Annotated in this window: 20 protein-coding genes and 1 tRNA gene; 13 read left to right on the top strand and 8 right to left on the bottom strand. The window is 68.0% G+C overall.

Features of this window, described 5'->3' with window-relative positions; translation table 11 throughout:
* Positions 1–2: 2 nt before the first annotated feature.
* The 3 genes from HDA44_RS35595 to HDA44_RS35585 all read right to left on the bottom strand — a co-directional run bounded on the left by HDA44_RS35595 (position 3) and on the right by HDA44_RS35585 (position 3,224).
* A complete protein-coding gene (locus HDA44_RS35595; RefSeq protein WP_184842224.1) occupies positions 3–1,796 on the bottom strand; it encodes a SelB domain-containing protein in 1,794 nt (597 codons plus the stop codon).
* The gene (gene selA / locus HDA44_RS35590) at positions 1,796–3,091 is read right to left on the bottom strand and encodes an L-seryl-tRNA(Sec) selenium transferase (protein ID WP_184842221.1); all 1,296 of its coding nucleotides are present in this window, start codon (positions 3,089–3,091) and stop codon (positions 1,796–1,798) included. The genes HDA44_RS35595 and selA overlap by 1 nt, the downstream gene beginning before the upstream one ends.
* Before the next feature lie 38 nt (positions 3,092–3,129).
* Positions 3,130–3,224: transfer RNA gene (locus HDA44_RS35585), tRNA-Sec, on the bottom strand.
* Positions 3,225–3,295: 71 nt separating this feature from the next.
* On the opposite strand from HDA44_RS35585, the gene selD reads away from it, so the two are divergent.
* The 6 genes from selD to HDA44_RS35555 all read left to right on the top strand — a co-directional run bounded on the left by selD (position 3,296) and on the right by HDA44_RS35555 (position 8,376).
* Positions 3,296–4,306 (top strand): selenide, water dikinase SelD, encoded by a 1,011-nt coding sequence (gene selD / locus HDA44_RS35580; protein WP_337906793.1) that lies wholly within the window; start codon positions 3,296–3,298, stop codon positions 4,304–4,306.
* Between the two features lie 162 nt (positions 4,307–4,468).
* Positions 4,469–5,386 carry an ABC transporter substrate-binding protein gene (locus HDA44_RS35575; RefSeq protein ID WP_184842218.1) on the top strand — a complete coding sequence of 306 codons (918 nt, stop codon included), beginning with the start codon at positions 4,469–4,471 and terminating at the stop codon, positions 5,384–5,386.
* An 8-nt stretch (positions 5,387–5,394) separates the two neighbouring features.
* Positions 5,395–6,366, top strand: a complete 972-nt coding sequence (locus HDA44_RS35570; RefSeq protein ID WP_184842215.1) for an amino acid ABC transporter permease — start codon at positions 5,395–5,397, stop codon at positions 6,364–6,366.
* Positions 6,366–7,142: an amino acid ABC transporter ATP-binding protein gene (locus tag HDA44_RS35565; protein WP_184842213.1), complete on the top strand. Its 777-nt coding sequence runs from the start codon at positions 6,366–6,368 to the stop codon at positions 7,140–7,142. The genes HDA44_RS35570 and HDA44_RS35565 overlap by 1 nt, the downstream gene beginning before the upstream one ends.
* Before the next feature lie 53 nt (positions 7,143–7,195).
* On the top strand, positions 7,196–7,579 hold the full coding sequence (locus tag HDA44_RS35560; protein ID WP_184844810.1) for an ATP-binding protein: 384 nt from the start codon (positions 7,196–7,198) through the stop codon (positions 7,577–7,579).
* Positions 7,576–8,376 (top strand): SigB/SigF/SigG family RNA polymerase sigma factor, encoded by an 801-nt coding sequence (locus tag HDA44_RS35555; protein ID WP_184842210.1) that lies wholly within the window; start codon positions 7,576–7,578, stop codon positions 8,374–8,376. Before HDA44_RS35560 ends, HDA44_RS35555 begins: the two co-directional genes overlap by 4 nt.
* A gap of 6 nt (positions 8,377–8,382) precedes the next feature.
* Here HDA44_RS35555 and HDA44_RS35550 read toward each other — a convergent pair whose 3' ends face one another.
* Positions 8,383–8,793, bottom strand: a complete 411-nt coding sequence (locus HDA44_RS35550) for a hypothetical protein (RefSeq protein ID WP_184842207.1) — start codon at positions 8,791–8,793, stop codon at positions 8,383–8,385.
* A gap of 386 nt (positions 8,794–9,179) precedes the next feature.
* Here HDA44_RS35550 and HDA44_RS35545 point away from each other — a divergent pair, with 386 nt between their 5' ends.
* Positions 9,180–9,431: a WhiB family transcriptional regulator gene (locus HDA44_RS35545; protein WP_130383822.1), complete on the top strand. Its 252-nt coding sequence runs from the start codon at positions 9,180–9,182 to the stop codon at positions 9,429–9,431.
* Positions 9,432–9,503: 72 nt separating this feature from the next.
* Here HDA44_RS35545 and HDA44_RS35540 read toward each other — a convergent pair whose 3' ends face one another.
* On the bottom strand, positions 9,504–10,982 hold the full coding sequence (locus tag HDA44_RS35540; protein ID WP_184842204.1) for a histidine kinase N-terminal domain-containing protein: 1,479 nt from the start codon (positions 10,980–10,982) through the stop codon (positions 9,504–9,506).
* 105 nt (positions 10,983–11,087) lie between these two features.
* Between HDA44_RS35540 and HDA44_RS35535 the strand changes: the two genes are divergently transcribed.
* Positions 11,088–11,993 carry a DUF2785 domain-containing protein gene (locus HDA44_RS35535; RefSeq protein WP_184842201.1) on the top strand — a complete coding sequence of 302 codons (906 nt, stop codon included), beginning with the start codon at positions 11,088–11,090 and terminating at the stop codon, positions 11,991–11,993.
* On the opposite strand, the gene HDA44_RS35530 is transcribed toward HDA44_RS35535, so the two are convergent.
* Positions 11,990–12,958, bottom strand: a complete 969-nt coding sequence (locus tag HDA44_RS35530; RefSeq protein ID WP_184842198.1) for an endonuclease/exonuclease/phosphatase family protein — start codon at positions 12,956–12,958, stop codon at positions 11,990–11,992. The two genes, HDA44_RS35535 and HDA44_RS35530, sit on opposite strands and share 4 nt — an antisense overlap.
* Before the next feature lie 81 nt (positions 12,959–13,039).
* On the opposite strand from HDA44_RS35530, the gene HDA44_RS35525 reads away from it, so the two are divergent.
* The 3 genes from HDA44_RS35525 (at position 13,040) to HDA44_RS38340 (ending at position 16,120) form a co-directional block, all read left to right on the top strand.
* On the top strand, positions 13,040–13,306 hold the full coding sequence (locus HDA44_RS35525; RefSeq protein WP_184842194.1) for a DUF3311 domain-containing protein: 267 nt from the start codon (positions 13,040–13,042) through the stop codon (positions 13,304–13,306).
* A 62-nt stretch (positions 13,307–13,368) separates the two neighbouring features.
* Positions 13,369–14,946, top strand: a complete 1,578-nt coding sequence (mctP, locus tag HDA44_RS35520; protein ID WP_184844807.1) for a monocarboxylate uptake permease MctP — start codon at positions 13,369–13,371, stop codon at positions 14,944–14,946.
* Between the two features lie 298 nt (positions 14,947–15,244).
* A complete protein-coding gene (locus tag HDA44_RS38340; protein ID WP_337906792.1) occupies positions 15,245–16,120 on the top strand; it encodes a DUF5317 domain-containing protein in 876 nt (291 codons plus the stop codon).
* Here the strand turns inward: HDA44_RS38340 and HDA44_RS35510 are convergent.
* Both HDA44_RS35510 and HDA44_RS35505 read right to left on the bottom strand, forming a co-directional pair.
* Positions 16,085–17,368: an HD-GYP domain-containing protein gene (locus HDA44_RS35510; RefSeq protein WP_238352624.1), complete on the bottom strand. Its 1,284-nt coding sequence runs from the start codon at positions 17,366–17,368 to the stop codon at positions 16,085–16,087. The genes HDA44_RS38340 and HDA44_RS35510 overlap by 36 nt on opposite strands.
* Positions 17,368–18,681: an HD-GYP domain-containing protein gene (locus HDA44_RS35505; RefSeq protein ID WP_337906791.1), complete on the bottom strand. Its 1,314-nt coding sequence runs from the start codon at positions 18,679–18,681 to the stop codon at positions 17,368–17,370. Before HDA44_RS35505 ends, HDA44_RS35510 begins: the two co-directional genes overlap by 1 nt.
* A gap of 398 nt (positions 18,682–19,079) precedes the next feature.
* On the opposite strand from HDA44_RS35505, the gene HDA44_RS39070 reads away from it, so the two are divergent.
* On the top strand, positions 19,080–19,154 hold the full coding sequence (locus HDA44_RS39070; protein ID WP_369759046.1) for a 50S ribosomal protein bL37: 75 nt from the start codon (positions 19,080–19,082) through the stop codon (positions 19,152–19,154).
* 293 nt (positions 19,155–19,447) lie between these two features.
* Complete coding sequence (locus HDA44_RS35500; protein ID WP_184842191.1) at positions 19,448–21,904, top strand: helix-turn-helix domain-containing protein; 2,457 nt, start codon at positions 19,448–19,450, stop codon at positions 21,902–21,904.
* Positions 21,905–21,920: the final 16 nt, after the last annotated feature.

The following is a 21,920-nucleotide window of genomic DNA, read 5'->3' as shown; positions in this document are numbered from 1 at the left end:
TGTCAATGGTTCGCGGGGCCGCGCCCATAATGGGCAACTGATTGACCAGAATCGTGCTCGTCGCGGCTGGTGTGACGGTTGTCGGGCAGCCTGCGGGTGCGGCCGGTCCGGTCGAGTTGTTCGAGGATCGGAACCACGATTCGCCGGGGTACGCCCAAGCACTCTCTTGCCTGGCTGACGGTGAACGGCTGCGGCAGCTCACTCAGCAACCGCGCCGCGAGCTGGTCCGCGCCAGGCAACAGCAGCACCGAGCCGTCCAGCCGCACCAACCGCCCAGCGCGTACGGCGGCGGCGATCACCTTCTCGTCCAGCCCGAGCGTACGCAGCCGGCTCGCGTCCGGTGCGGCGAACGGACTTTCGGTCAGCTCCGCGATCAGTCGCCGCAACGCGGCCATCGCGGGACTCGGTGCGTCGAGGTCGATCACCACCGCGCCGCCCGCCAGCCGCAATGGTGGCTGGACCAACGGACGGACCAGATCCGGTTCGGGCAGGTCGAGGTGCCGGGCGACAACCGCGAGCGGCAGGCCCAGCTCCGGCGCATCGGCTTCGGTCCGGATCAGCGCGATCGCCTTGTCTCGAAGGGTTGCGGCGTGCTCGCGGCTCAGCACCCAGTCACCGGCGCGTACGGCGGAAGCGGCCGCGGGATCGACGCCGATCTGCCGAAGCAAGGATGCAGCGACGAGGCGCCGGCGCCATACCTCCTTGGTTGGATCGACTGTGCCGTCGGCAGTCGCCAGCTCGGCCGCTCGCCGGGCCGCGGCACCGCGCCGACCGAGCGGCGGCGGCGCCGGATCGACGACGACGGCGGCCAGGATGGTTCGGTTTCCTGGATCGCGGAGGATCGCGCGATCGCCGACTCGGAGCGGCAGGGCCCTTGGCAACACGATCCTGGCCAGTGCGGCGTCCAGCGGGCGTACGTGCACGGCTTCGGCGACCGCGCCGACGTGCAACGTCATCCGGTCCGGACGGCGTACGTCACCGAGGCCCGGGACGCGAAGATCGGCGGTGGTGGTGTGATGCCAGGCGTACGGGGTGGTGAGGACGCTGCTCCGGCCTAGGGTGAACGGGGTCTTGCTGCCAAGGTTCAGGGCGACGCGGGCCGTGCCGCTGATCGTCGTAGCTGGCTGTCCGAGGGTTTCGATGCCGCGCACGCGCACGGTGTCCGCGCCGAGGGACAGCTGGTCGCCGACGGTGATGGTGCCGGCGGGCAGGGTTCCGGTGACGATGGTGCCGGCGCCGCGGATGGTGAAGCAGCGGTCCACCCAGAGGCGTACGTCGGCGGTCGGCGCTGGTCGTGGTAGCGAATTCACCAGCTCTGCAAGGGCATCGCGGAGTTCGTCCAGACCGATGCCGGTACGGGTGCTCACGGCAACTGTCCGGGCGCCGCGCAGTGAGGTTCGATTCAGGTGGGCGATGGCGCGTTCGGTGGCCGGCCGTGGATCTGCCAGGTCGGATCGGGTCACGGCCAGGACCGCATGGCGTACGCCGAAGGCATCCAACGCGGCCAGGTGTTCGGTTGCCTGCGGCATCCAGTCGTCGTCGGCCGCTACCACGAAGAGAACGGCGGGCACTGGGCCTACCCCCGCGAGCGTGGTTTGAATGAACCGCTCATGCCCTGGCACATCCACGAACGCAATCTGTCCCGCGCCCGGCAGGTCGGTCCAGCAGTAACCAAGCTCGATCGTCAGCCCCCGCCGCCGCTCTTCCGCCAGCCGATCCGGATCACTACCAGTCAACGCCCAAACCAACGAAGACTTCCCATGATCAACATGCCCCGCCGTAGCAACAACCCACATCACCCCTCCCCCTTCTCCGCCTTGTGCACCGCGTCGACAAGGTGGGGATCGTGTATTGCCGGGAGAGCGATCAGGTCGAGTAGCAAACGGCCGCCGTGAAGGTAACCGACTACTGCTGGAGTTCCTGTCCTGAGGCGGTCGTTCAGTTCAGCAGGCAGCGAGACAGCCGCACTCTCCAACTCGACACCCGGCGCACCGCCACCACCAACCGCAGCAGTCGACTCCACCGCAACAGCACCATAGGCAGCCAGCTCAGAAGCGATCCTCTCCGCGCGCCTCCGCAACTCCTCCGGCCGTGACGCCAACGCGACCGCAACCGGCGTCGGCGGCCCAGACAGGGTCGCCTCCAGCGCGGCGAGTGCCAGCTTGTCGACCCGCAACGCCCGTGCGAACGGATGCGTCCGCAACCGCTCGACCAGCTCCCGCTCCCCCAGCAACAAGCCACACTGCGGTCCCCCGAGCAGCTTGTCCCCAGATGCAGTGACCAACCGAGCACCAGCCCGCAGTACCGCACCAGCACTCGGCTCATCAGGCAACCGCGGATGCGCCGCCAGCAAACCGGACCCGATGTCCACCACAACCGGCACCGACAGCCCGGACAACTCCCGAACCGGCACCGCGGCCGTGAACCCCTCGACCCGGAAGTTCGACGGATGCACCTTGAGCACGAACGCGGTCTCGGCGTCGATCGCCCCGGCGTAGTCGCTCAGCTTGACCCGGTTGGTCGTCCCCACCTCGCGCAGCGTCGCACCCACCGACTCCAGCAACTCCGGGATACGGAACCCATCGCCGATCTCGACCAACTCACCACGCGCGATCACCACGTTCTTGCCACTCGCCAGCACACACGTCACCAACGCGAGCGCCGCGGCACCGTTGTTCACCACGTGTACGCCACCCGCGTCCGGTACTGCCGCCTGCAACGCCGCCAGCGTGGCCCGCCCACGCCGGCCCCGGCGCCCACTGACCAGATCGAGCTCGACATCAGTCGCCCCAGCGGCAACCTGCAACGCATCGACAGCAGCCGCCGACAGCGGCGCCCGGCCCAGGTTCGTATGCACCACGACTCCGGTCGCGTTCAGCACCGCCCGCAACGAGGTCGCCCGCGCAGGCAGTGCAGCGACCACGGCCGCAGCGACGTGAGACGGATCGACCTCACCCCGCCGGCACCTATCGAGTACGTCGTCAACGGCCTGCTTCACGATGCGCTTGCCGAGCCGAGCCACCGCGGCCTGCACGTCAGGATCGGCCAGCACCACGTCAGTACGCGGCGTGACGCGTCGCGGATCGTCCACCAACCACCTCCAGCTCAGTCAGATGGAGCAGTGCGGTTTGGCGGAGGCGGACGGGAATCGAACCCGCCTGGCCGAGATGCTCGGCCACGTCGGTGTTGAAGACCGCGCCCGTCACCAGACGAGGTACGCCTCCGCGCAACACCCTCTCAAGAGCGCGGCCGGCGCGGCGTACGGGTTCGGCGTGTCGCCGGGTGGTGACGCGCGGTGCCCTACCGTGAATTCATGGTCAGCGCCGCGCCGCCCCGGCTCACCCAGTACGCCGCCGGTGGCGGTTGCGCCTGCAAGGTCCCGCCGGGCGAACTGGAACGAGTGCTCGCCGGCACCGGGACCGCCCGCGCGGGTGGCGCCTTGCTCGTCGGCGTGGAGAACGGCGACGACGCGGCCGCGGTCCGGATCGACGGGACCCGGGCGATGATCGCGACCGCCGACTTCTTCACGCCGGTCGTCGACGACGCGTACGACTGGGGCCGGATCGCGGCCACCAACGCGCTCTCCGACGTGTACGCGATGGGTGGCGATCCGGTCGTCGCGGTCAACCTGCTGGCGTGGCCGCGGGACAAGATCCCGTTCGAGCTGGCCGCGGAGGTGATGCGCGGTGGCGCCGACGTGTGCTCGGCCGCGGACACACATCTGGCCGGCGGGCACAGCATCGACGATCCGGAACCCAAGTACGGGCTGGCCGTCACCGGCATCGCCGATCCGGATCGCCTGCTCCGCAACGATGCCGGCCGCCCGGGCGTCCCGTTGACCTTGACGAAACCGCTCGGTCTCGGCGTACTCAACAATCGGCACAAGGCCACCGGTCAGGTGTTCCCACAGGCAGTTCAGGCGATGACCACGCTGAACCGCGACGCGTCACGCGCGGCGCTGGCCGCGGGCTCGGTCTGTGCGACCGACGTCACCGGCTTCGGGCTGCTCGGCCATCTGCTCAAGCTCGTCCGCGCGAGCGGCGTGTCCGCGATCATCGAGGCATCCGCCGTGCCGTACCTGGAGGACGTACGCGCCTCGCTCGCCGCCGGCTACGTACCTGGCGGCAGCCGGCGCAATCTCGAATGGGTCCGGGACTCGGTGGACTATCAGGTCGATGAGGCCGAGCTCTTGCTGCTCGCGGACGCGCAGACCTCCGGCGGCCTGCTGATCGCCGGCGAGATCCCCGGCCATCCGGTGATCGGCGAGCTGGTCGAATCCGGGCCCGCGGCGATCCAGGTGGTCTGACGTCACGCTCCGTGCCCGGCGATCGACGCTACGCAGCGTTCGCGCCGTCACACTACGAATCGGTCTCCATTACGCGCCAATGCATGCGCCCCGGGCAGGGTGCTGTGTCAAGATGCGGACACATGGCGCCGGGACGGCCGGCGCCCGGGTTTGGAGGACTGGATGTCTGTCCTGCGGAGGACGCTGGCGCTGTCCGGTGTCCTGGTTCTCGCGGCCGCCGGGTGCGGTTCGAACTCCCTCGAGGGTGGCGGGTCCACCACGTCCCCGTCGAGCGGCCCGTCCAGCGCTCCGTCGAGTGCCCCGGCGAGCACGGACGCCGAGCTGGCCGCCGCGTTGCCGGCCAAGATCAAGACCGCCGGGAAGATCGTCGTCGGCACCGACGCGACCTACCGGCCGAACGAGTTCCTGCAGGGCGGCAAGACCGTCGTCGGGATGGACGTCGACCTGTTCAACGCGGTCGCGCGGAAGTTCGGCGTCACGGTCGAGTGGCAGCCGGCCACCTTCAACACCATCATCACCGGCGTCCAGGGCGGCAAGTACGACGTCGGCGTCTCGTCGTTCACGATCAACGCCGAGCGCAAGAAACAGGTCAACATGGTCAGCTACTTCAGCGCCGGTACGTTGTGGGCGACCGCGAAGGGCAACCCGAAGGGCGTCAAGGCCGACCAGGCCTGCGGCAAGACCGTCAGCGTCCAGACCGGTACCACGCAGCAGCTGGACGATCTGCCGATCCGGCAGAAGAAGTGCAAGGACGCCGGCCAGCCGCCGATCAAGGAGCTGCCGCGGGACAAGCAGGACCAGGCGACCGCGGACCTGGTGTCCGGCAAGTCCGACGCGATGCTGGCCGACTCCCCGGTCGTACTGGACGCGATCAAGCAGACCAACGGTCAGCTCGAGCAGCTCGGTGACATCTACGACGCGGCGCCGTACGGCTATGTGATCCCGAAGGCGAACACCCAGTTCGCGCAGGCGGTGACGAAGGCGCTGCAGGAGCTGAACGCCGACGGCACCTACAAGTCGATCCTGCAGAAGTGGAACAACGACTCCGGGGCGATCACCGACTACGCCGTCAACCCGTGAGCTGAAGCATGAGTGCCGATGCGCAGAGCCGGCCACAGGACCAGGTGGCCGGCCGTCCGGGCCGGATCGACGCGGTACCGGTCCGGCATCCCGGCCGGTGGGTGGCTATCGCCGTGATCGCCGTACTGGTGGCGATGCTGGTCCACCTGCTGGTGACGAACAAGGCCTTCGACTGGAGCTTCGTGTTCCAGGCGATGAACCAGCAGCCGGTGATCGCCGGCTTCCTCAAGGGCACGCTGCTGGTCACCGCGCTGTCCATGGTGGTCGGCGTCGGTGGTGGCGTACTGCTGGCGGTGATGCGGTTGTCCGACAACCCCATCCTGTCCGGTGTCTCCTGGGTGTTCACCTGGTTCTTCCGGAGCATCCCCAGGTACATCCTGCTGTTCAGCATGGGCACACTGGGCATCCTGTTCCCGCAGGGCCTTTCGTTCGGTGTCCCGTTCGACTGGAAGCTGATGGAGTGGTTCGGGCTGTCGGGTGACCTACGGTTCCTGAACCTGGACGCCAACCAGGTGTTCACCGGCCTGGTCGCCGGTGTGATCGGACTGGGTCTCTCCGAGGCCGCGTACATGGCTGAGATCGCCCGCGCCGGCATGCTGAGCGTGGACAAGGGCCAGGCGGAAGCCGCGCAGGCACTGGGGATGAGCAGCGGCAAGGTGATGCGCCGGGTGGTACTGCCGCAGGCGATGCGGGTGATCGTGCCACCGACCGGCAACGAGACCATCGCGATGCTGAAGGACACCTCGCTGCTGGTGGCCGTACCGGTGATCGGTGAGCTGTTCTACCAGTTGCAGTCGATCGGTACGACGTACTACAAAACGTTCCCGATCGCGGTCGCCGCCACGTTGTACTACCTGGCCGCCACCAGCGTGCTGATGATCGGCCAGTACTTCCTGGAGCGGCACTTCGGCCGCGGCTTCGGGACCAAGGCGCCGCGTGGTCCCCGCGCGGCCCGCCCGGCCGGTGCAGGAGGTGCCTGATGCCGTTGGTGCATGCGGTCAACGTGACCAAGTCGTTCCACCACAACGAGGTACTGAAGGGCATCGACCTCGACGTCGAGCGTGGACAGGTGGTGTGTCTGCTCGGACCGTCCGGTTCGGGTAAGACCACCTTCCTGCGCTGCATCAACCAGCTCGAGTCGATCGACGGCGGCCGGATCTGGGTCGACGACCAGCTGATGGGGTACACCGAACGGAACGGGAAGCTGTACCGCCTGAAGAACAAGGAGATCGCGGCCCAGCGGCGCGAGATCGGGATGGTCTTCCAGCGGTTCAACCTGTTCCCGCACATGACCGCGCTGGAGAACATCGTCGAGGCGCCGCTGCAGGTCCGCCGGGAGGCGAAGAAGGCCGCGCGGGAACGGGCGATGAAGCTGCTCGACCGGGTCGGCCTCGCGGATCGCTGCGACGCGTACCCGGCGCAACTGTCCGGCGGGCAGCAGCAGCGGGTCGCGATCGCGCGGGCGCTGGCGATGCAGCCGAAGCTGATGCTGTTCGACGAACCGACGTCCGCGCTCGACCCGGAGCTGGTCGGCGAAGTACTCGCGGTGATGCGCGAGCTGGCGCTGGACGGGATGACGATGATCGTGGTCACCCACGAGATGTCGTTCGCCCGCGATGTCGCGGACACCGTCGTCTTCATGGACGCCGGCGTTGTGGTCGAGTCCGGTCCGCCCAAGGACGTGATCGGCAACCCACGGCACCCGCGTACCCAGGCGTTCCTCGCCCGTCTCCGCTCGGAGCACGAACACCTCTGAATTCGGGTACGGTCGGACCGAAACCAGCCAACCGCGCGGGAGTTGAAGTGAGTATGGGACGAGTCGACGAGGTGCGGCTGAGCATTCCGGCGGATGGCGCGTACATCGCCGTACCGCGCTCGGTGGTCGGGAATCTCGCGGCCCGCAACGACTTCACCCTGGACGCGATCGACGACCTGCGGATCGCCGTCGACGAGGCCTGCGCGCTGCTGCTGCCGGAGGCCGCCGACGGCGTACTGGACTGCGTGTTCCTGATCGAGCCGCCGAAGCTGCTGGTCCGCGTCAGCGCGATCGTTCCGAACGGCTGGACCCCGGACACCGACTCGTTCGGCTGGACCGTACTGACCGCGCTGGTCGAATCGGCCGCCGCCGAGACGATCGACGGCCGGCTCACCATCACCGTGACGGCAACCGCCACCGCCACGGAGAGCCTGTGACCGACGCCGAAACCCCGGCCGTCGAAGGCCAGGACTACTCAGACCTGCGGTCCCGGACCGCCGGGCTGTTCCAGGCGATGGCGGCCGCGGACGGCCCGAAGGACCCCGCGCACGCCGCCGCGCGGGACGGCCTGGTCGCGCTGCACATGCCCTTGGTGGAGCACCTGGCCCGCCGGTTCCGCAACCGGGGCGAGCCGTACGACGACCTGGTGCAGGTGGCAACCATCGGTCTGATCAAAGCGATCGACCGTTTCGACTCCGACCGGGGCGTCGAGTTCTCCACGTACGCGACGCCGACCATCCTCGGTGAGATCAAGCGGTACTTCCGGGACAAGGGCTGGGCGATCCGGGTACCGCGCCGGCTGCAGGAGCTGCGGTTGTCGCTGACCGCCGCGACCGCCGAGCTGACCCAGGAGCTCGGCCGGGCGCCGACGGTGGCGGAGCTGTCCGAACGGCTCGGCCTGTCGCCGGATCTGGTGATCGAGGGCCTGGAGTCCGCGAACGCGTACAACACCTTGTCCCTGGACGCTCCCGATCAGAACGAGACGGACGCCACCACGGTCCTGGACGGCCTCGGTGGCGAGGACGAGGCGCTGGAGAGCGTCGAGTACCGGGAGTCGCTGAAACCGCTGCTGGCGCAGCTCGACACCCGCGAGAAGCGCATCCTGACCTTGCGGTTCTTCCGCGGCATGACCCAGTCCCAGATCGCCGAGGAGATCGGCATCTCCCAGATGCACGTCTCCCGGCTGCTGGCCCGTACCCTCACCGAACTCCGGACAGGTCTGCTGAAGGAGTAGCTGCGGTTACAGCACCGGGTGGTCGTTGTCGCCGCCGGCCAAGGCGTCGGTGGACGTCTTCTGGAAGATGCAGATCAGTACGGTGAGGGAGAGCACCGCGAGTGCCACCGCGACCACTTTCGTACCACCGCCCCAGAAGCTGTACGCGACCAGCAGCTGGATCAGCTGGGTGAAAACCGTCGGCCCGCGGCTCCAGCGCGCCGCCCGCCACAACCCGAGGAACGCGACCAGCCCGAGCCCGAGCCCGTACACGATGAAGAAGGCGCTGGTGGTCAGGCCGAGGACCAGCCGGGCACTCTGAATCGTGAAGGCTTCGGCAATTCCGAGGACGAAGAGCACAAGCCCTTCCACAGCGACCACTGCCGCGGCTAGCTTGAGCGGTCTCGGAACGGTGGCTGCTGGGGAATCGGTCGGCACCGCGCCAGCTTAGTGCCAAGGTTTCCGAGGGTTGTGCGTAACCAAAACGAAGTTGGAACGGTTACCTGCAGTGAACGGGTGCATGCGGAAAAGCCGCTCCGTCCGATTACCGGATGGGGAACGCCGTTATGTGCCGGTTCGGAGTGTTAAGGAAGTGTTGTGATCGGATCGACAACTCCAGACCCCTTGTTTCACATAGCTGAGATTGGGAACATGGTGTCGTTCGTGAACGCGTTCACAACACAAGGCAGAAGTTGTGTTGAGAGCAGCAGATCGCACGCCAGCACCCACCGCCGTGCGAAACGGACCACGAGTACAGCATCGCCGTTCGGGTACAGACCTGTCCGAACAGCATACGTCAACTACTGAGAGAGATGGGATCCGCCATGGATTGGCGCCACCGGGCCGTATGCCTCGACGAGGACCCGGAACTGTTCTTCCCCATCGGCAACACCGGACCCGCGATCATGCAGATCGAGGAAGCCAAGCAGGTGTGCCGACGCTGCGACGTGCGTGAGCAGTGCCTGGCCTGGGCACTCGAAGCCGGCCAGGACCACGGTGTCTGGGGCGGCCTGAGCGAGGACGAGCGCCGCGCTCTCAAGCGCCGCAACGCCCGTCAGCGCATCCGCACCGCCTGACAAACCTCTTCGAGGCCCCGCGGAGCGAACCGCGGGGCCTTTGTGTTTCCGCACCCTTCCCCCACCCGGCCGTTACTCCTTGACCGGGATGTCCAGGGTGACCTGGGTGCCGGGCCGGCCGTCGTGCCGGTTGCCGAAGCTGAGGGTGCCGTCGAGTTCGCCGATCACCAGCGTGCGGACGATCGACAGCCCCAGGTTCCCGGACAGCTCCGAGTCGAAGTTCGCCGGCAGGCCCAGCCCGTCGTCGATCACCGTGACCCGCAGCCGCCCGACCGAGCGTTCCGCGGTCAGCTCGATCGTCCCGGTCGCCTCGCCGCCGTCGCGGGCACCGAACGCGTGCTCGACCGAGTTCTGCATCAGTTCGGTCAGGACCATCGCCAGCGGAGTCGCCACTTCGGAGTCGAGTACGCCGAACGTACCGCCGCGCCGCGTCTCCACCGTGGTCGCGACCGTCGACACGTCCGCGACCATCGCCGCGACCCGGTCCGCGACGTCGTCGAAGTCGACGTGCTCGTCGAACGACTCGGACAGCGTCTCGTGCACGATCGCGATCGACCCGACCCGGCGGACCGCCTCGGCCAGCGCCACCTGTCCTTCCGGCACCGTGATCCGCCGGGCCTGCATCCGGAGTAACGCGGCGACCGTCTGCAAGTTGTTCTTGACGCGATGATGAATCTCCCGGATGGTCGCCTCCTTGGTGACCAGCTCCCGCTCCCGGCTGCGCAGCTCCGTCACGTCCCGGAGCAGGATCAGCGCGCCGGTGTGCGCGCCGTCCGCGCGGAGCGGGATCGCCCGCAGGAACAGCGTCGCCTGCGGGTTCTCGATCTCGATCTCCTGGGCGGCTCGTCCGGTCAGCACCGAGGCGAGGACGTCGTCGACCTTGCGGCCGGAGTGCAGCAGCTCGGCGGTGACGTCTTTCAGCCGGCTGCCGACGAGATCGGTGACCAGACCCATTCGCCGGTATGCGGACAACGCATTGGGGCTGGCGAACGTCACCATTGCGTGCCGATCGACCCGGATGCAGCCGTCACCGACCCGTGGGGTGGTGGACAACAGCCGTTCGCCGCCGTACGGGAAGATGCCGTCGGTGATCATCCGGGCCAGGTCCGTCGCGCTCTGCAGGTACGCGATCTCCAGCCGGGACGGGGTCCGGACGCCGAGCAGGTTGGTGTTCCGCGCGATCACCGCGATCACCCGGGAACCGCGCCGGACCGGAATCGTCTCGACCCGGACCGGTACGTCGTCGCGCCACTCCGGATCGCCCTCACGGCAGATCCGCCCGCCGTCGTACGCCTGGTCCAGCAGGTGCCGGCGCCCGCGCGGGATGAAACTGCCGACGATGTCGTCCAGGTACGCCGTCGGCCCGGTCGTCGGGCGCATCTGCGCACCGGCCCAGAACCCCAGCCCTTCGGTGTCCGGCAGCCAGAGCACCAGGTCCGCGAAGGACAGGTCGGCGAGCATCTGCCAGTCGGACACCAGCAGCTGCAGGCGGTCGAGATCGGCTTGGTCGAGCGTGGTGTGGTTGCGCGCCACATCGGTCAAAGACGGCACGCCCTGATGGTATCTAGAGCCTTATACCAGCACTCCGAGTGGTTCGCTCGACAACGGGGTGTGTGTGGGTGTTGATTGGTCAGGCACAAGTGAAAGGATGCTCGGGTGGAGTCGACGTACTGGCAGGACGTGATGGCCGCGGACTACGCGGTACCGCACGACCGTACGCTGACCGAACTCACCGAGGAGCTGGTCCGCGACCTGGCCAGTACCGACCCGCGGGTGCGGGACGCGCTGGCCTACCCGACCCTGGCCACCTGGCTGGAACGCGGCGTGTACGACGACCTGCTGCCCGGTTTCGGCGACGGCCTGTGCGCCGGACTGAACTACGGCCTGGGGGAGGACGGCACCGATTCGGTCTTCCGGCGCTCGTTCACCGCGCTGACGCTGGCGGAGGTGATCCACCGCGACAACGCCGAGTTCCTCGTCCACGACGAGGTGGTGATGCGCTGGGGCGACCGGCTGGCCACCTGGCTGCTGCGCGAGCGCGACCTGCGCGGGTACGTCGCGGACTGCGGCTGGGCGCATGCCGTTGCCCACGGCGCCGACGCGATCGGCGCGCTGGCGCGGTCCCGGCACTGCGACGCCGGTGTACTGCGCGCGCTGCTCGACGTGCTCGCCGACCGGATCGTCAAGGACACCCCGTACCGCTGGGTGCACGAGGAGCACGACCGGGTCGCGCACGCGGTGATGACCATCCTGCACCGCAACATGCTGACCAGCGACGAGCTGGAACGCTGGCTGAAGCCGGTCGCCGCCACCGCGGGCCAGCAGCCGCTGATGCACGAGACCCTGCCGGAGTGGCCGACCCCGAACGTGTTCAACGCCCGCGGTGTCCTGCACGTGCTGCTGAGCCAGCTGGCGATCGGTGTGAAGGGCTTCCCGATCCCCGGTGACGACGAGTTGTTCGGCCGCCCGATCGAGGCCCGCGCCGACCTCCTGCTGATGCTCACCGAGGCAGTGCAGTCCTCCCAGCCGTACATCTACCGGCCGGCGCATCCGCAGGCTTAACGAAGAACGGCGACCGTCGCGACAACCGCCCGGTGGTCAGTACCCCGGATCGGGTACGTGGTGAACCGTTCTGGCTGGAGCTGCCTCGTCACGACCACGTGGTCGATCTGGGTGCGCAGTACGGCCGGCTGGTCGGCCGGCCAGGTCCCCTGCAGGCCACCGCCAACTGTTGGACCCACACTGCGGCAGTAGCCACCCAGCGCTTGCCGGAAGTCGGCGTGGTCAACCGTCGCGTTGAAATCACCAGCAACGATCGTCGCCGGGTCCTCGGAACACCAGTGCCGTACGGCTTGCAGATCGTGCTTCCAGGTCATCACGCCGTCAGTCAGCGGCGGGTACCCGTGGTACGCGATCAGCCTGACACCAGCGAGCGTCCCACCGGTCACTACAACATTCCCCAGCGTCGTACCCGGATCAGAGGCGAAGGTGACCGGGCCGAGTGACGGTGCCACGAGCACACTGGTCGCGCTCTCGACCGCAGAGCCCGGCTGCGCGGTGTAGCCCTTGTACTGCTGGTCCTGCAGCAGTGCGTTGATCTGCTCGCGTACGTCGACCTGTGCCTCCGGCAACGAAACCAGATCCGGCTTCCGGTCCCGGATCAGTTGCGCTACGTCAGCAGCATTCGCGCCACCGCCGAGCACGTTGGCAACCATGATGGTCAGTTGCCGTGCATCGGCCGGTGCTTGCCGTGCATGCGAGAAGTGCCGTGGCGCGACCAGTGCACCACCTACCAGGGCCAGTACGGCTGCCAGTGCCGCGGCGATCCGCCAACCACGGCGTACGAGCATCAGCAACGCCAGCACCAGCAGTACGACCAGGCCCTGCGGACGGTACGCCACGAGTTGCGGGAACGGGGTCACCTCATCCAGACCGAACAGCTCCGGGTACAGCGGCACGGCGACCGCGACCAGGAACAGCACGGACAGCACGACGCGCCGTACGAACCATGCCTTTTCGTTATCCATGCACCAACCTGATGGTCTGGAGGACAGTCCGGTCGAACGGTACTGTGCTCGGTTGCGCCTGTTGTCCAGAGGAGGTTTGCAGTGTCCCGATTGTCCGCGATCAAACCCGCGTACTGGATCTCCGGTGTACTACTGACGGCGGCTGTCGTCGTGCCGCTGCTGGTGCCGACGTACGCCAAGAAGGACCCGCATCTGTGGGGCTTCCCGTTCTTCTACTGGTACCAGCTGCTCTGGGTGTTCCTGTCCGCGATCCTGGTCAGCATCAGCTACCGGCTGGTCCGCGCCGAGGAGCGTAAGCGCCGGGCGGCGCAGGGCCTCGGCGACGCCGAGAAGGAGGACGGCCAGTGAACACCAAGGTCGACTGGATCCAGCTGACCATCGTGGTGGTGATCTTCGCCGCCGTCACCGTGATGGGCTTCCTGGCCGCGCGCTGGCGCAGCAACGGCCACCTCGACAACCTGGACGAGTGGGGTCTGGGCGGGCGCGGGTTCGGTACGTTCATCACCTGGTTCCTGCTCGGTGGCGACCTGTACACGGCGTACACGTTCATCGCGGTACCGGCGGCGATGTACGCGACCGGTGCGATCAGCGGCTTCTTCGCGGTGCCGTACACGATCGTGGCGTACCCGATCGTCTTCATCTTCATGGCCCGGCTGTGGTCGGTCTCGCACCGGCACGGGTACGTGACGCCGGCGGACTTCGTCAGCGGGCGGTACGGGAGCAAGCTGCTCTCGCTGGCGGTCGCGGTCACGGGCATCCTGGCCCTGATGCCGTACATCGCGCTGCAGCTGGTCGGTATGCAGGCGGTCTTCGAGACGATGGGGCTCGGCGGCAACAACACGCTCGCCAAGGACCTGCCGCTGCTGATCGCGTTCGCCGTGCTCGCCGCGTACACGTACTCCTCGGGGTTACGCGCGCCCGCGATGATCGCGTTCGTCAAGGACTTCCTGATCTACGTGGTCATCCTGGTCGCGATCTTCTACCTGCCGCACGTGCTCGGCGGCTGGGACGGCATCTTCAGCGCGGCCCAGGAGAAGATGAGCAAGCCGAACCCGGCGACCGGGAAGCCCACCGGTTCGTTCATCCCGGGCGACGCGGGCTACGTTTCGTACTGGACACTGGGGCTGGGCTCCGCGATGGCGCTGTTCATGTACCCGCACTCGGTGACCGCCGTACTGTCGACGAAGACGCGCAACGTGGTTCGCCGGAACGCGGCGATCCTGCCCGCGTACTCGCTGCTGCTCGGTCTGCTTGCGCTGCTCGGCTTCATGGCGATCAAGGCGAACGTGAACGTGAAGGGCCTGGACGGGCTGGCGAATCCGCAGCTGGCGATCCCGCGGCTGTTCGATCAGGAGTTCCCGTCCTGGTTCGCCGGGATCGCGTTCGCGGCGATCGCGGTCGGCGCGCTGGTCCCGGCGGCGATCATGTCGATCGCCGCCGCCAACCTGTTCACCCGCAACATCTACCGCGCGTTCATCAAGCCGTCGGCGACCCCGGCGCAGGAGGCGAAGGTCTCCAAGCTCGCGTCGCTGCTGGTGAAGGTCGGCGCGCTGGTGTTCGTACTGGGGATGGACAAGACGATCGCGCTGAACCTGCAGTTGCTCGGCGGGATCTGGATTCTGCAGACGTTCCCGGCGATCGTGGTCGGGTTGTACACCCGCTGGTTCCACCGGTACGCGTTGCTGGCCGGCTGGGCGGTGGCGATGCTGTTCGGCACCCTGTCCGCGTACAACGTGGTGAACCCGGCGACCGGGAAACACTTCGGCGGATCGCTGGCGAAGATTCCGTTCACCGACACGCAGGCGTACATCGCGCTGACCGCTTTCGTACTGAACCTGCTGGTGGTGATCGTGCTGACGATCGTCTTCCGGGCGCTGAAGGTACCGGACGGGCAGGACACCACCCACCCGTCCGACTACACCGCCGACCGCGGCGACCCCGGCGTGGCCGACGTCATCACCGAAGGCCCCGCCCCCGCCAAACCCTGACCCTGCCCCCCGCGGGCCGTTTGAGAGGTTCACCTCTCAAACGGCCCGTTCACCTCCCGCATGCGCGGGGTGAACGGGCAACCTCAATGGTTAACCCCTGAAATGGGACGGGCGGCAGGGCGGCGGTTTCAGTGGTTCACCGCTGAGATGGACGGGCGGCGACGCCGGCGGTTTCAGTGGTTCACCGCTGACATGGACGGGCGGCAGGGCGGCGGGTGGGTGACTTTTTGCGGCTGCGTCGACACGCTGCGACAGCAGCTTGCCCGGTTTCGGGCTCCTGATTCGGCAGAATCACACCGTGCTGCTGGTCCTCCTCGTCATGGTGCTCGCCGCCGGGGTGGCGCTCGCGACCGGCGGCCGGTTCGGACAGCTCGGCAGCAATTCCCTGACCGGCGTGCACTGGCTCGCCGCCGCGGCGATCGGCCAGTTGCTCGGTTCACTCCTCGGCGGAAACGCGTACCCGGTCGGGCTGATCGGGTCGGCGGTCTGCATCGCGGTCTTCCTCCGCCTCAACCTCCGGCACCCCGGCGTCGGGCTGCTGGCCGTCGGCTTCTTCGCGAACGCCCTGGTGGTCGCGCTGAACGGCGCGATGCCGGTTTCACTGGCCGCGCTGCAACGCGCCGGCGTCGGCAACGCCGCGATCACCGATCCCCGCCACGAGCTCACCCACGCGGCAACCATCCTCCCGTGGCTGGGCGACGTGGTCCCGGTAGCGCTCCCCCACGTCGGCCAAGCCGTCAGCCCCGGCGACGTACTGATCGCCGCCGGCGCCGGCCTCCTCCTGTACACGGGCATGGGCGCCTCCGGCCGCGTACCAACCACCACCGCCCCCACCTGGCCCCACCTGGAACCCTGCGCCGGCACCCCCGCCCTCCTCCACCTCTCCCCCCAAGCCACCCGCCAACTAACCACCGGCCAGCAGCCCAACAACGGCAACCCCCGCACCGCCAGCACCCCGGCCGACCACCGCCCTTCAGCCGGCCCGGACAACCGCCCGGCCGACCCCGACGACCCCACCCCTTCGGGCGATCGTGCTGGTCGGCACAGCCGACGGCCAGCGGTGGACGGTGCTGAACAGCAGTCACCCGGCCTGTCGTCGCCAGCTGCACTGCCGGGTTCAACAAGCTCTGGCCTGGGTTCAGAAGCGGAAGCCGCGGCCGACGATTCGGCGTAGTGACTCGACCACCACTGGGTCGTACTCGGCCCCGATCCCCAGCCCGATCGACTCCATCGCCTTCTCCGGCGACTGCCCCGACCCTTCCCCCACCAACTGCTCGTACGCCAGCGCGACGTTCACGATCCCGCTCTCCAACGGAATGTCCGCATTGTTCGCCCGCCCCTGCCGGTACGGATCGTTGGAGTGCCGCACGATCTCCGCAACATGATCCAGCACCCCCGACCGCTCGATCACCGCCGCCCCGATCTCCGCCGCCCGTTGCCGCTCCGCCCGCGTACGCAACAACGACGCCCCACCCGGACTCGGATCCGCCAACGCCAACTGCCCGACCCCCGACAACAACGCCGCGTACTCCAGCGCCTCCATCCGCGCCGGCGTCAACCCCAGATCGTTGCCCACAGCCACCGCCAGCGCCGCCGTCCGCGCGTTCTGCCCCGGACTACTGAACCCGGCAATCTCCGTACTCCGAGCCATCGACCGAACCGTAGTCCGATAAGTCCGCTGCGCCGACGCATACCGCCGAAACGCAAACTGCGTAAGCAACAACGGCACCAGCACCACCGGCGGTCCCCAGAGACCGATCAGCGAGGTGGCGGCGGCCAGCAGCATGCCGGTGATGCCCATCGCCAGGCCGATCCGGGTCAGCACCACGAGCTCGTCCCGCATCGCGGCGGGGAACGGCCGGTTGTACCGCTCGGTCGCCTGCCCGGCGCCGATCAGGGCGTCGGTGATACCGGCCGCCAGCACCGCCGCCAGCATCGCGCCGGCGATCCAGATCCCTTCCTGCCAACGCCCGGTCCAGAGCAGGTCCCGCGAGGTCAGTGCCGCGAACACCACCGCGGCGCACGCCACCGAGATACCACGCCGGCAGGACACGACGGCGTCCCACCAGAGCCCGGCGATGGCCCGGGGCAGAATCCCGGCACCGGTCGCGACCGCGGTGACCGCGATGACCTGCGCGACGTCCGGAGGGAACTCGAGCGACGGGCCGCGCAGCACGGCGTAGGCCAGCGCCGCGCTGGTTGCGATCGGCGCCCGGTTCCGGGTTCGGTCGACCCGGAACTGCACCATCTCGCCACCCGCGATCAGCACTCCGAAGGACAGCGCGTACGGCCATTCGGTGACTCCGTGGCGGGCGGTCATCGCGATCGCGATCACGGCCACCACGACCCCGGCCACGAGGATGACCACGCCACTGCCCATCCGGCGGAGCTCAAGCCCTTCGGTCATCACGCCGCCGGCCATCAGCCTGGTCCTGCCGCTGACCCGGACGCGCCACCGCCACTGCCGAGGCTGAGGTCGTCGTGGTCGATCGGGGCGGCGACGGAGCCGTCGGGCGCGGGCTGATCGGTCGCGCTCTTCCAGCCACGGTTCCGGATGACCTCGACGAAGGAATCCACCAACTCGGGGTCGAAGTGGGTGTTCCGGTCGTGCAGCAGAATGGCCAGCGTCTCGTCGACTCCACGGGCCGGCCGGTACGACCGCGTTGACGTCAGCGAGTCGAACGCATCGACGATCCCGATGATCCGCGCGAAGTACGGGATGTTGGTCCCACTCAAGCCGGCCGGGTACCCGCTGCCGTCGTACTTCTCGTGGTGATGAAGCACCGCCGACTTCACTTCTTCGAGGAACGGGATGTTCCCGATCAGCTCGACCCCACGCGCCGGGTGCAACCGGATCGCGTCCATCTCCGAATCGTCCAGCCGCCCCGGCTTACGAATGATGCTGGTCGGCACCCCGACCTTCCCGACATCGTGCAGCAGCCCGGCATGCTCGAGTGCCTGCTGCCGGTCCTCCGGAAGATGGAGGTGCCGGCCGAGCATGCCGACGCCTTCGCTCACCCGCTCCGAGTGGCCGCGGGTGTAGAGATCCTTGGTCTCGATCACCTGGATGAAGGCGCGCATCGTCGCTGCCTGCGCGCGGCGCTCGGCCTCGTACTGGGACAGCGCCCAGCGACTGACGTACAACGGGATGAAGATCAGCAGAATGGACAGGAAGTTCAGGCCGGACAGCCAGGCGACCGCGAGCAGCAGGCCGAGGAGGCCGTAGCCGAGCAGCGAAGGCGACGTCGGCAGCGCCACCTTGCGCAGGAACGCGATCGGGGTCGGATCACCGGGCTCGACGGAGAGCACGACGCACAGAAGCAAAGCATTCACCACCAGCCAGGTGGCGTTCGCCGCGGTCGTGCTCCAGATCGCGGACCACGGGTGCAGCAACACGTCGGCGCCGATCGGCCCGTTCGCGAAGTGGAACACCGCTCCACCCGCCGCGGCACAGATCACCGACTGCGCGCCGTTGAAGACCTTCTTCTGCAACGGATGCCGCCGGTCCTGACCCAGCGCACCGACCGCGCAGACCAGGATCGCCGAACTCACACCGGACAAGAGATAGAGCGCGATGACCACTACATAATCGAGAGAGGTCCGGTAAATCTGCCCGACGCGCGGCCGGAGCACGGATCCGGCCAGCATCAGGAGACCGAGGCAGACAGTGGGGGCATCGATTCGCGCGGAGGCGACGGCGAACCCCAGAATCACCAGAGCGGTGGTCGACGTCACGACCACTACAATCTGAAGCAGTACCCGCCGGCTCACGTGCGCAACGCTACCTGTACGGGCGTCATCGGACTACCAGTCCCAACCGCCATCAAGCATGGTGTTACCTCCGTCCAACAATCGCAGGGTCAGGATTTCCAGATCCGCAGGTTCATGATCCGACTACCAGTCCCAGCCGTTGGCGAACATGTCGCACCTCCGTCCAGCGCTCACAGTCTTACGCCCCGTAGATCGACAGGGCGTAGGGGGGCAGACAGCACTCGCTGACTCTTCAGTATTTTTGCGCAGACCAGCCGCGCCGAAACACTGTAAGGCAGACCGTGACCTGCCGTTGGACAGGCGAAGTCGGACCGAATATGAGAGACTGTGACTCTTTGCAGTTGTTTCAAGGAGGCTTAGAAATGGGAAAGACCGGCCGCAAGCGCCGTGCACGCAAGAAGAAGGGCGCGAACCACGGCAAGCGCCCCAACGCCTGACTCAGGCGGCTACAGACAGCGAGGACCTCGGAGAAATCCGGGGTCTTTGCGATTTGGTCACAGCTTTACAGCAGACCAGCTTTCCAGAGGTCTTGTATCCGGAGAGTTTCCACGCGCGTACTGAATGCTATCTTTCAAACGATCGTTGGCCATTCGGTGGCGTGGTTCGGCGGCGTTGTGGATAACTACCGGCGGCTGTCGGTCGATCCCCCTAGAGTTAGGCCCGGAGGTTTCCGGCACTGACCGAATCCGGCCTGGTTCCGATGCATGGGGAGGCGAGACTGCTGAGCACGGTGAGCCTGAGCGAGCTGTTGCGCGCGTTCCGCACCCGGGCCGGTCTGACCCAGGCGGCCCTTGCCGAGAAGGCCGGGCTGAGCGAGCAGGCGATCAGCGTGCTCGAACGCGGCACCCGCAGCCGCCCCCGGCTGGACACCGTCCGCTCCCTCACCAAGGCCCTCGCCCTGACCAGCACCGAAGCCGAGGACTTCCTGTCCGTTGCCCGCGGCAAGGGTGGCCGGCCGCGGCCGGCGGCGACCAAGGACTCCGCGCCCGCGGGTGATCCGGTTCCGACGCCGTGGCAACTACCTCCGGCCACGCGCGACTTCACCGGTCGAGCGGCCCAGATCGACGCGATCCTTTCGGTGCTGCGCGTTCCGGCCGGGGTGGGCAGCACCTCGGTGGGTCTGGTCACGGTCAGCGGGATGGGCGGAATCGGCAAGACCACGCTGGCGGTTCAGGCCGCGCACAAGTTGGCCGACAGTTACCCGGACGGCCATCTCTATCTCAACCTGCGCGGCTACGGCCCGGGCGCGCCGATGACCACGGCCGATGCCCAACGGCATTTGCTGCGCTCGCTGGGTTCCGCCGTCGCGTCGATTCCCGACGACATCGAGGAAGCCGCCGCCCTGCTGCGATCCCAGCTGGCCGGCCGCCGGGTTCTCGTCCTGCTGGACAATGCCGGCGACGTCGCGCAAGTCCTGCCGCTGCTTCCAGGCAGCGCGGGCTCGGCAGCGATCATCACCAGCCGCGATTCGCTGGTGAACCTGCCGGGTGCGCGGCACATCCTGCTGGACGCCTTGTCGGAGTCCGAGTCCGTCGAGCTCCTGTCCGGTGTCGTCGGCCCGGCCCGGGTGGCCGCCGAGCCGGACGCCGCCAGGACGCTCGCGGCCTATTCCGGGCGGCTTCCGCTGGCCATCCGTCTGGTCGGCGGCCGGCTCGCGTCCCGGCCGGCCTGGCCGATCCAGCACCTCGTCGACGCGCTCGAGGACGAGGCCAGCCGGCTCGACGGCCTCGGTTCCGACGAGACCAGCGTGCGGGCAAGCATCGCCAGTTCCTTACGCTTCCTGGAGACCAGCGATCGAGAGCTCGACCGGCAGGCGGCCGGCGCGCTCCCACTGCTCGCCGTGCCGGACGGCTCCGATCTGATCGTGGACGTCACCGCCGCGCTGCTGGAGATTCCGGTCCGCCGGGCCGGCGTGATCCTCGAACGCCTTGTCGACCTGAACCTGCTGGAGTCCGTCGCCCCGGAGCGGTACCGCTTCCACGATCTGATCCGGGCGTTCAGCCGGGAGCTCGCCGAGCAAACCATCCCGCGGGCCGAGCGCGAACGAGCCCTGGAAAGGGTGCTGCGGTTCTACATCGCGGCCGGCTGGGCCTGCCAGGCACTGACCCACCCGGCAAGTCCCCGGTTGAAGCTTGCCAGTCCTCCGGCCACCGCGAAGCCTTCGTTCACCGACAGCGCGTCGGCGATGCGCTGGTTCGACGGTGAGCATCGCAACCTGATGGACCGGGCCGCGCAGGCGCTGGACACCTCGCTGCGCCTGACGGCGCTGCTTCCCGAGCTCGCGCTGGCTATGTTCGGCTATCACGAGCCGCGGCGTCGCTGGCTCGAGATGCACGAGCTCGGTCGCGACGCGGTCGTCCGTGCCGAGCAGCTGGGACTGCCAGAGACTGCTGCCTGGCTGCAGCACGACGCCGCTATCCCAGAGGTCGAGAACGGCGACCTCGAGGCGGCGGTTCCCTTGCTTTCCAGGGCCTTGAGCATGTTCGAGGCACAGCAGGATCTCTCCGGACAGTCCCGCTGCTGTTCGTCCCTTACCTACGTTCTCAGCCAGCTCGGGCGACTGGACGAAGCCCTTGCGTTCGGCAACCGATCGCTGCAGCTGGGTCACGAGCTCGGCGACACCACCTTGGAAGGCGTTGCCTACATCGCGGTCGGCAGCCTGTACAACCAGGTCGGCGATCATCAGCGCGCGGACCGGGCCTTCGATCGCGGCATCCGGCTCGGCGAAGAGTCCGGGGACCAGCGATCACTGTTCAAGCGCCTGGTGAACGCGGGCTTCTCGCACCTGGTCTCGGGCCGGTTCGAGGAGGCGATCGGGCTGACGCAGCGTGGTCTCGAGGTGGCCGCGCGGTCGCAGAACCAGATCGGACTGAGCGAGGCACATCAGACTCTTGCCTCCGCGTTCGGCGTCCGCGGCGACTTCGAAACCGGGCTCCGCCATGCCGCCGCGGGCGTCGAGGTCGCGCGGCGGGACAAGGACATCGCGCGCGAAGGCCGGGCGCTGCTCGAATTGGCGAGAATCAGCGCGGCGGCCGGAGCTCGTTCGGACGCGATCGATCAGGCCAGAACGGCGGCGACATTACTGGCCGGCCGTTCGCCTATTCACGCGAGCTTTGCCGACGAACTCGCCACGCTCCTCGAGCGCGGCGAAACGTACACCTACACCCTTGCCACGAACCCGATCTGAATCGGTCCGAACACCG

This window comes from Kribbella solani (assembly GCF_014205295.1).
GTDB lineage: Bacteria > Actinomycetota > Actinomycetes > Propionibacteriales > Kribbellaceae > Kribbella > Kribbella solani.
Note: the sequence above shows the minus strand (reverse complement) of the source record. Positions and strands in the feature narration are given on the sequence as shown.

Bases quoted from the DNA above. Each gene is read 5' to 3' on its own strand.
- HDA44_RS35595 (WP_184842224.1), bottom strand. From the start codon at position 1,796: ATGTGGGTTGTTGCTACGGCGGGGCATGTTGATCATGGGAAGTCTTCG.
- HDA44_RS35575 (WP_184842218.1), top strand. From the start codon at position 4,469: ATGTCTGTCCTGCGGAGGACGCTGGCGCTGTCCGGTGTCCTGGTTCTC.
- HDA44_RS35570 (WP_184842215.1), top strand. From the start codon at position 5,395: ATGAGTGCCGATGCGCAGAGCCGGCCACAGGACCAGGTGGCCGGCCGT.
- HDA44_RS35565 (WP_184842213.1), top strand. From the start codon at position 6,366: ATGCCGTTGGTGCATGCGGTCAACGTGACCAAGTCGTTCCACCACAAC.
- HDA44_RS35560 (WP_184844810.1), top strand. From the start codon at position 7,196: ATGGGACGAGTCGACGAGGTGCGGCTGAGCATTCCGGCGGATGGCGCG.
- HDA44_RS35545 (WP_130383822.1), top strand. From the start codon at position 9,180: ATGGATTGGCGCCACCGGGCCGTATGCCTCGACGAGGACCCGGAACTG.
- HDA44_RS35530 (WP_184842198.1), bottom strand. From the start codon at position 12,958: ATGGATAACGAAAAGGCATGGTTCGTACGGCGCGTCGTGCTGTCCGTG.
- mctP (WP_184844807.1), top strand. From the start codon at position 13,369: ATGGGCTTCCTGGCCGCGCGCTGGCGCAGCAACGGCCACCTCGACAAC.
- HDA44_RS35510 (WP_238352624.1), bottom strand. From the start codon at position 17,368: ATGGCCGGCGGCGTGATGACCGAAGGGCTTGAGCTCCGCCGGATGGGC.